The 5657-nt window shown below is 73.5% G+C and carries 7 protein-coding genes; 1 reads left to right on the forward strand and 6 read right to left on the reverse strand.

From position 1 onward, the window contains the following. Positions 1-302 precede the first annotated feature (302 nt). From ACFRCR_RS16125 to ACFRCR_RS16145, 5 genes are all read right to left on the reverse strand, one after another. Positions 303-833, reverse strand: a complete 531-nt coding sequence (locus ACFRCR_RS16125; protein WP_377678921.1) for a hypothetical protein — start codon at positions 831-833, stop codon at positions 303-305. After that, complete coding sequence (locus tag ACFRCR_RS16130) at positions 830-1306, reverse strand: LpqN/LpqT family lipoprotein (RefSeq protein WP_377678922.1); 477 nt, start codon at positions 1304-1306, stop codon at positions 830-832. The genes ACFRCR_RS16125 and ACFRCR_RS16130 overlap by 4 nt, the downstream gene beginning before the upstream one ends. A 78-nt stretch (positions 1307-1384) precedes the next feature. Next, complete coding sequence (locus ACFRCR_RS16135) at positions 1385-2185, reverse strand: hypothetical protein (protein WP_377678924.1); 801 nt, start codon at positions 2183-2185, stop codon at positions 1385-1387. Then, positions 2164-3579 carry a hypothetical protein gene (locus tag ACFRCR_RS16140; RefSeq protein ID WP_377678925.1) on the reverse strand — a complete coding sequence of 472 codons (1416 nt, stop codon included), beginning with the start codon at positions 3577-3579 and terminating at the stop codon, positions 2164-2166. The genes ACFRCR_RS16135 and ACFRCR_RS16140 overlap by 22 nt, the downstream gene beginning before the upstream one ends. Further along, positions 3576-3878 carry a hypothetical protein gene (locus ACFRCR_RS16145; protein ID WP_377678927.1) on the reverse strand — a complete coding sequence of 101 codons (303 nt, stop codon included), beginning with the start codon at positions 3876-3878 and terminating at the stop codon, positions 3576-3578. Before ACFRCR_RS16145 ends, ACFRCR_RS16140 begins: the two co-directional genes overlap by 4 nt. 186 nt (positions 3879-4064) lie before the next feature. Here ACFRCR_RS16145 and ACFRCR_RS16150 point away from each other — a divergent pair, with 186 nt between their 5' ends. After that, positions 4065-5024 (forward strand): hypothetical protein, encoded by a 960-nt coding sequence (locus tag ACFRCR_RS16150; RefSeq protein ID WP_377678928.1) that lies wholly within the window; start codon positions 4065-4067, stop codon positions 5022-5024. A 26-nt stretch (positions 5025-5050) separates the two neighbouring features. Here the strand turns inward: ACFRCR_RS16150 and ACFRCR_RS16155 are convergent, their stop codons facing one another. Continuing rightward, positions 5051-5491 carry a hypothetical protein gene (locus ACFRCR_RS16155; protein ID WP_377678930.1) on the reverse strand — a complete coding sequence of 147 codons (441 nt, stop codon included), beginning with the start codon at positions 5489-5491 and terminating at the stop codon, positions 5051-5053. Positions 5492-5657: the final 166 nt, after the last annotated feature.

Below are 5657 nucleotides of genomic sequence, written 5' to 3' on the forward strand. Positions count from 1 at the left end.
GATACCAGCAGGACCAGCGCCAACAATGGCCACACGCAACGGACGAGAGCTGCTCACAGGAAAGAACGCCTTCCGGTCGAGGAGGGGAGGGGCGGCCCGCAGGAGGTGGGCGGACCGGTCACGCGGGCTGTCCGGGTGAGTCCGCGGCCGCCAACGGGAGAACCACTCGATTGTACGACTGAGGTGAACCTTCACACTGCCAGCGAATCTCGCCTAGTGGAATGGCGTCTCATGATCCGGCCGAATGTTACGGCGCGGGCGGGGCGGGCGGCGACGGTCGGGGCAGCCTCCGCTCGCGAGCCTCACCTCTCGAAGAGGCGCAGGAACCGGTTGTCCACGCGAGGCCGCCAGCCGAGGGACCGGAGCGTCGAGAAGACCGGGACCTTGATGGTCGACGGGCTCGCCGACACGGCGGCGAGGTGCGCGACCTCGTAGGCGCGGTCCCCCGACGAGGTCACTCGCTGCGCGACCACCAGGCTCCCCGACCGTGCACCGAAGGTCTTGCCGCGGTGGCCGTCCCAGCGCGTCTCGGCGTGGACACCGACCGGCGAGGCGGCCACGCTCCTGCGCGACCTCCCGCTGATCTCCGTGAACCGGTAGACCGCGCGTCGGGCGTCGAGCCGCACCACGAGCCGGTACGACCTGGCCGTCTGCCCCGCCCCGAGCAACGACCGCCACCGGGCCTCCCAGCCCGTCCAGGTCAGCGTGACCTGGGCACCGTGCTTCCACTCCTCGACGGATGCCGAGTACGGCAGGTCGTCGGACTCGAGACCCAGCAGGGCCGCGACCACGTCGTCGAGCGGTGCCGCGCCCGCCACCACCGCTCCGTTCACAGGACGACGCGCAGGCTGTCCTGGATCGCACGGATCTCCGGCAGCGTGCCCGGCATCTGTGCACCCGTGCACGACCCCGTCACCTGGACCAGGTCCTTGACCGGCCCGCGGTCGACGAGCACGATCCGCACTGCCTGGACGAGTGCGCCGAGGGTCGGCTCGGCGAAGATCCCCTCGATCCGGAACCCGGCGTGCCCCTGGACCTCGATCTCCGACCGGCCGAGCTCCTTGTACTGGGGCAGCGCGGTCAGCCGTGCGACGACCTCGCCGGTCGCCTGCTCGAGCGTGTGCTCGGCCCGGACCCGGTTGAGGACCGTGATGACGTTCGCGCGAAACTCCCCGCCGCGGGCGTCCTTCGCGAGCGCGAGCGGCAGGCCCACCTCAGGGAGCGGCTGCCAGCCGTCCGGCTGGTCGAGGCTCACCCCGGGGTAGGCGGGGAACTGCTCGCTCGGGAACTGCAGGGTCGACGGCACGGTCACTCCTCTTCGGGGTCCACAGGGCCCGGACAGTCTAGGCGGCGACGCGTCCTGACGGTCCGGGCCCGCAGGGCGTCAGGACGCCGCGACCTCGCCCACGTCCTGCAGCAGGCCGACGAGGGCACGCCACACGTCACCAGGGCTCCGCCGTTCGAGGACCACGGGCGTCGCGGGATCCGGGACGTCCAGCCCGAACGGCTCGGCGGGCGCGACACGCTCCCACAGGCCGAGCGGCCCTGCGTCGACGACCGCGAGCGCGCGGACCGTCGACCGGCCGGGCCCGTGGACCGTCACGCGCCAGGTGAGCCGCGCGGCGTCGAGAACCGCAGCGGCCCCTGCCCCGCCGGGTGACGCCGAGCCGTCAGGCGCCCCGGTGTCGTCGGACGTCGACAGCGCGCCGACCGTCGTGGCGAGGACGTCGGGCAGGGATCCGTCCCCTGCGGCTCCCTCCCGCCCGAGCCCGACCGTCGTGGCGATCCACGGCACGACCATGCCGACGTCGACCGGGAGGTACTCGGCCTGCGCCGTCCCGGGCCAGCCCGAACGCGCCCAGCACACGGCCACGCCGCCGACCGACGCGAACGCGAGGCCGTGGTAGACGATCCCGTCGTCGCTGCTCGTCTCGACGTCGACGAGGAGCGAGCTCCCCGCCAGCGCCTGGGCGAGCTCCGCGGCCGCAGGGTCGACCGCGTCGTCGGCAGCGATCACCCCGGCCTCGCGCAGCGCGTCGAGGGCGACGTCGAGCCCCTCCTCCACGACACCCTCCTGGGCCAGCTGGCCCAGGACCGCGAGGTGGTCGGGGAACAGCAGGAAGCGCCGGCGGCGGCGATCCATCGCCGCGGGCAGCCCCTCGGTCAGTCGAACGGGTTGAGCCACGAGCCGAACTCCTTTGCCTTCTCGACGCCGGCGTCCACCGCGTCGCCCACGACCTCGGTCGTGGCGTTCCATCCGTCAGCGACCATCTCCGCGCCGTTCGCGGCGAGGTCCTCGATCTCGTCCCAGTGGGCGATGATCTCGGTCGTGCCGTAGATCGCTCCCGTGATGACGGCAGCGCCGATCGTCACGGGGTTGGGGGCGATCATCGCAGCCGTGAGGCTCACGTTGAAACCGAGCTCCGCGACGTCCGCGACGTAGTCGATGCCGTTCTCCTGGAACGCATCGATCGGGTTGCCCTGGGAGGCCACGTTCACGAGGCTCATGCCTGTCGCGCCGACGGCTCCGACCACGCCCAGGCCACGCAGGACGCCCGAGGCCTTCGCGCCTGCACTGAGGCCTGCTCGCAGAGCACCGGTGTCGGCGGCCGCGGCGGCCGCTCGACCTGCTGCCCACGGCGTCACCCCACCGACCGTCCCCGTCACCCCGGACGTGCCGAACATGACCCGTCCGAAGGCGTTGAGCCCGTTGAACGTGTTCGCCCCGACACCGGCGCCGAGGCCCAGGCGGAGCCCGAGAGCGTCGAGCCGCGGGCTCAGAGCCTTGACGATCAGGCTCGAGACCGAGTTCTGGGTCAGCATCTTGTCCCTGGCCCAGTGCATCCACAGCGCCGCGCCGTACTTCGCCGTGTAGAAGCCCGAGTAGGCGACCCCGCCTGCCGCCGTCGCCGCCCACACCGTCGAGCCCAGAGTCCCCTCGTGCCCGGCCATGCCGGGAAGCCGACTCAGACCGTTGGCGACGATGCCGTTGACGTAGTCCTCGAACGACTCCCGGTGCCCCCGCACCAGCACCGAACGGGTGTCCTCGAGCGCGCGGCGGCACGCGAGCGCCGCGGCCTCGAGCGTCTCCCGGGCCCGGTCCGCCGCGGCGGTCTGCGCCTGGAACGCCACCTGCGCGTCCCAGATCGCCGCCTGGCGCTGCTGGCCGGTGTAGAAGGCCATGTCGGGACTCGCGGTCGTGTCGATCGTCCGCAGCGCCGAGCCGCACGACGCGGCCGCGTCGTCGGCGAACCCTTGTGCCGTGGCGACGGTCGCGCGCGCCGTCTCGAGCGCGTCGGCATAGGTCCGCAGCGCGCCGGCTCCCGTGCTCATCGCCCCCTGCACGTTCTCGACGAGCAGCGCGACACCCTCGACAGCGACGGGTGCCGCCTCGCCGGCGACCCCGACCCAGTCGTCGCCGAGCGCACGGGCTCGGGCTCGCAGCGCACGCAGCGCGTCGCCGAGGCCGTCGTGCACCGTGTCGAGGCCGCGCGCGGCGGTCCGCAGCCCCTCCGGGTCACCTTCGACGGGGGCGAGCCGGGGAGCGGACGGCGCCGGTGCGTCGACGAAGTAGGTCATCGGAGCTCCCTCGCACCGTTGGCCAGCACCTGGTCCTGCTCCGCATAGGCCGCTGCAGCGTCGCCGAACTGCGTCGCGAGCTCACCCAGCGCCACCGCCAGGGCGCCGAGACCAGCACCCCAGTAGTCTCCGAACTCGCTCGCCCCCGTGGCGACGTGCGGGTGGCCACCTGCTGCCGAGGCAGCTGCTGCCTGCTGGGCGATGTCGCCTGCCAGGTCCCCCAGCGTCCCCGCGGTGGTTCCGAGCGAGATCGCTGCCGCATCGATCGCCTCGGTGTCGACGCGAAGCGTCATCGTCATGTCCTCTCGTCCGCGCGGCTCTCCACCGCGCGTCGCCATGCTGCCAGACGCAGGACCCCCTGGACCATGGGGAGTTGTCCCCGGTCCGCGCCGGCGTCTCGGAGCGGCGCCGGCACGTCGGTCCCGACGCGGGCTCGGCCGACCGGCCCGGCGCCCTCCGGAACCCGCTCAAGTACCCTGGGCCCCGTGGCGCACAACGACGACGGGGCCGCCCCGATCCCCCGCCCGCAGGACGAGGAGCAGGCTCCGGCCGGCGAGCCCGCCGACCCCGATCGCGGGCCCTCGGCACCACGCTCCTCACGCTGGAGCCGCCTTCCCCGGCTGGACTCCCTCGTCCCGGAGCAGCTGGCCGACCGTGGCCGAGCTGCCCTCTCCCGCCTCGACGACGCCCGGGCGGGCATCACGGACGCCCGCGAGACCGTCCGCGACGCCACACGCCGACTCCGCGCCCCCGGTGCCCTCGTCGGCCCCCCACGGCCAGCGGTCGGCGTCCCCCGTGCTCCCGAGAGTCCCCTGCACCGGAGCCGGTCTGAGACCGCAACGCTTCTCCCGCGCGCCCTGGAGGCCCCCGCCCCCCGGGCGCGTGGCTCCGTCGCCCCGCTCGGCTGGACCGGTGACGTCTACCTGATCGGCGACGACACCCCCTTCGCCTTCGTCCGCCGCCTCCCGGCGAAGCCCGTCTCGAAGGGCAAGCTCGCCTGGGGGATCGTGGACGAGCTCGTCACCGACACGTCCGTGGCCGACGAGGACCTGCGTGTCGTCGAGCTGCTCGACCTCGAGGGTCAGGTGCTCCTGCGGAGCACCCCCGGGTGGCGTCGTCGGGACGAGGGCGGCTGGAGCGTGCGCGACGTCACCCTCGCGGACGGGTCACCCGTCGCCGAGATCGTGAAGCGACAGCGCCGGGCACGCGTCGGTGAGCTCGTGCCCGTCGGGGCGGTCCGCGCCGCCACCGCGTCCACGGACCCACGGGACCTGGATCCGAGCCTGCCGACCGCAGCGCGCGTGTGGCGCGGACCCGACGAGCTCGCCTCGATCCGCACCGAGGGCACCAACCGTTCGCTCACGATCGGCGACCTCGACGGCGACGACGACGCCCTTCTCGTGTGGGCCGGGGTGCTCTCCTGGTGGGGCGGCGGCCTCGCCTGACCCACCGCCAGACGGCCCTCGGTCGCTCAGACCTGCGCGCCGGCCGTCCCCGCGAGGCAGACCTGCAGGGCAGCGGCGACCTGCTGCGGCTTGCTGCACTGCACTCGGATCCAGCTTCCGTCCGTGAGGCGCAGCAGGAGGAGCCCGGCGCCCAGGGTGGGGGCGTAGGCCCCGCCGACGAGCTTGCCCCCGACGACCGTCGTGCCGTCCGGCAGGCGTTCGCCCTCGTGGAGCGGACCCTGAGCGGCGACGTGCGCGACCACGCCCGGGTCGATCGTGGCGGCGGGGAAGTGGTCCCTGCCGGCCCGCAGACCCGTGTGGTCGACGACGATCTTCTGGTACCGCCGGGTGGAGTACACCGTCAACAGCACGAAGAGTCCGACGATCACGCCGATCATGGGCCACACGAGCGCGTCCCACCAGCCACGGACCACGGTGTCGACGAGGAACGCGACGGCCGTCGGCACCGCGACCCACGTCGCCGCCCCGCCGTACCCGCCGCCCGACTCCCGGTACGGCAGGACGGCCGCCCCGACGTCGGGGGGGCCGGCCCAGGGTCCCGCCGGTGTGGTTTAAAAAAAACCGAGCCCCCCAGACTTGGCTGGCTGGGGGATGCCGGCGTGGGGGTGGAAA

This window comes from Oerskovia sp. NPDC056781, from assembly GCF_042789955.1.
GTDB classification, from domain to species: Bacteria; Actinomycetota; Actinomycetes; order Actinomycetales; family Cellulomonadaceae; genus Oerskovia; species Oerskovia rustica.

Excerpts from the sequence above, each read along its gene's own strand:
- ACFRCR_RS16140 (WP_377678925.1), bottom strand. The coding sequence starts at position 3,579 with ATGACCTACTTCGTCGACGCACCGGCGCCGTCCGCTCCCCGGCTCGCC.
- ACFRCR_RS16145 (WP_377678927.1), bottom strand. The coding sequence starts at position 3,878 with ATGACGATGACGCTTCGCGTCGACACCGAGGCGATCGATGCGGCAGCG.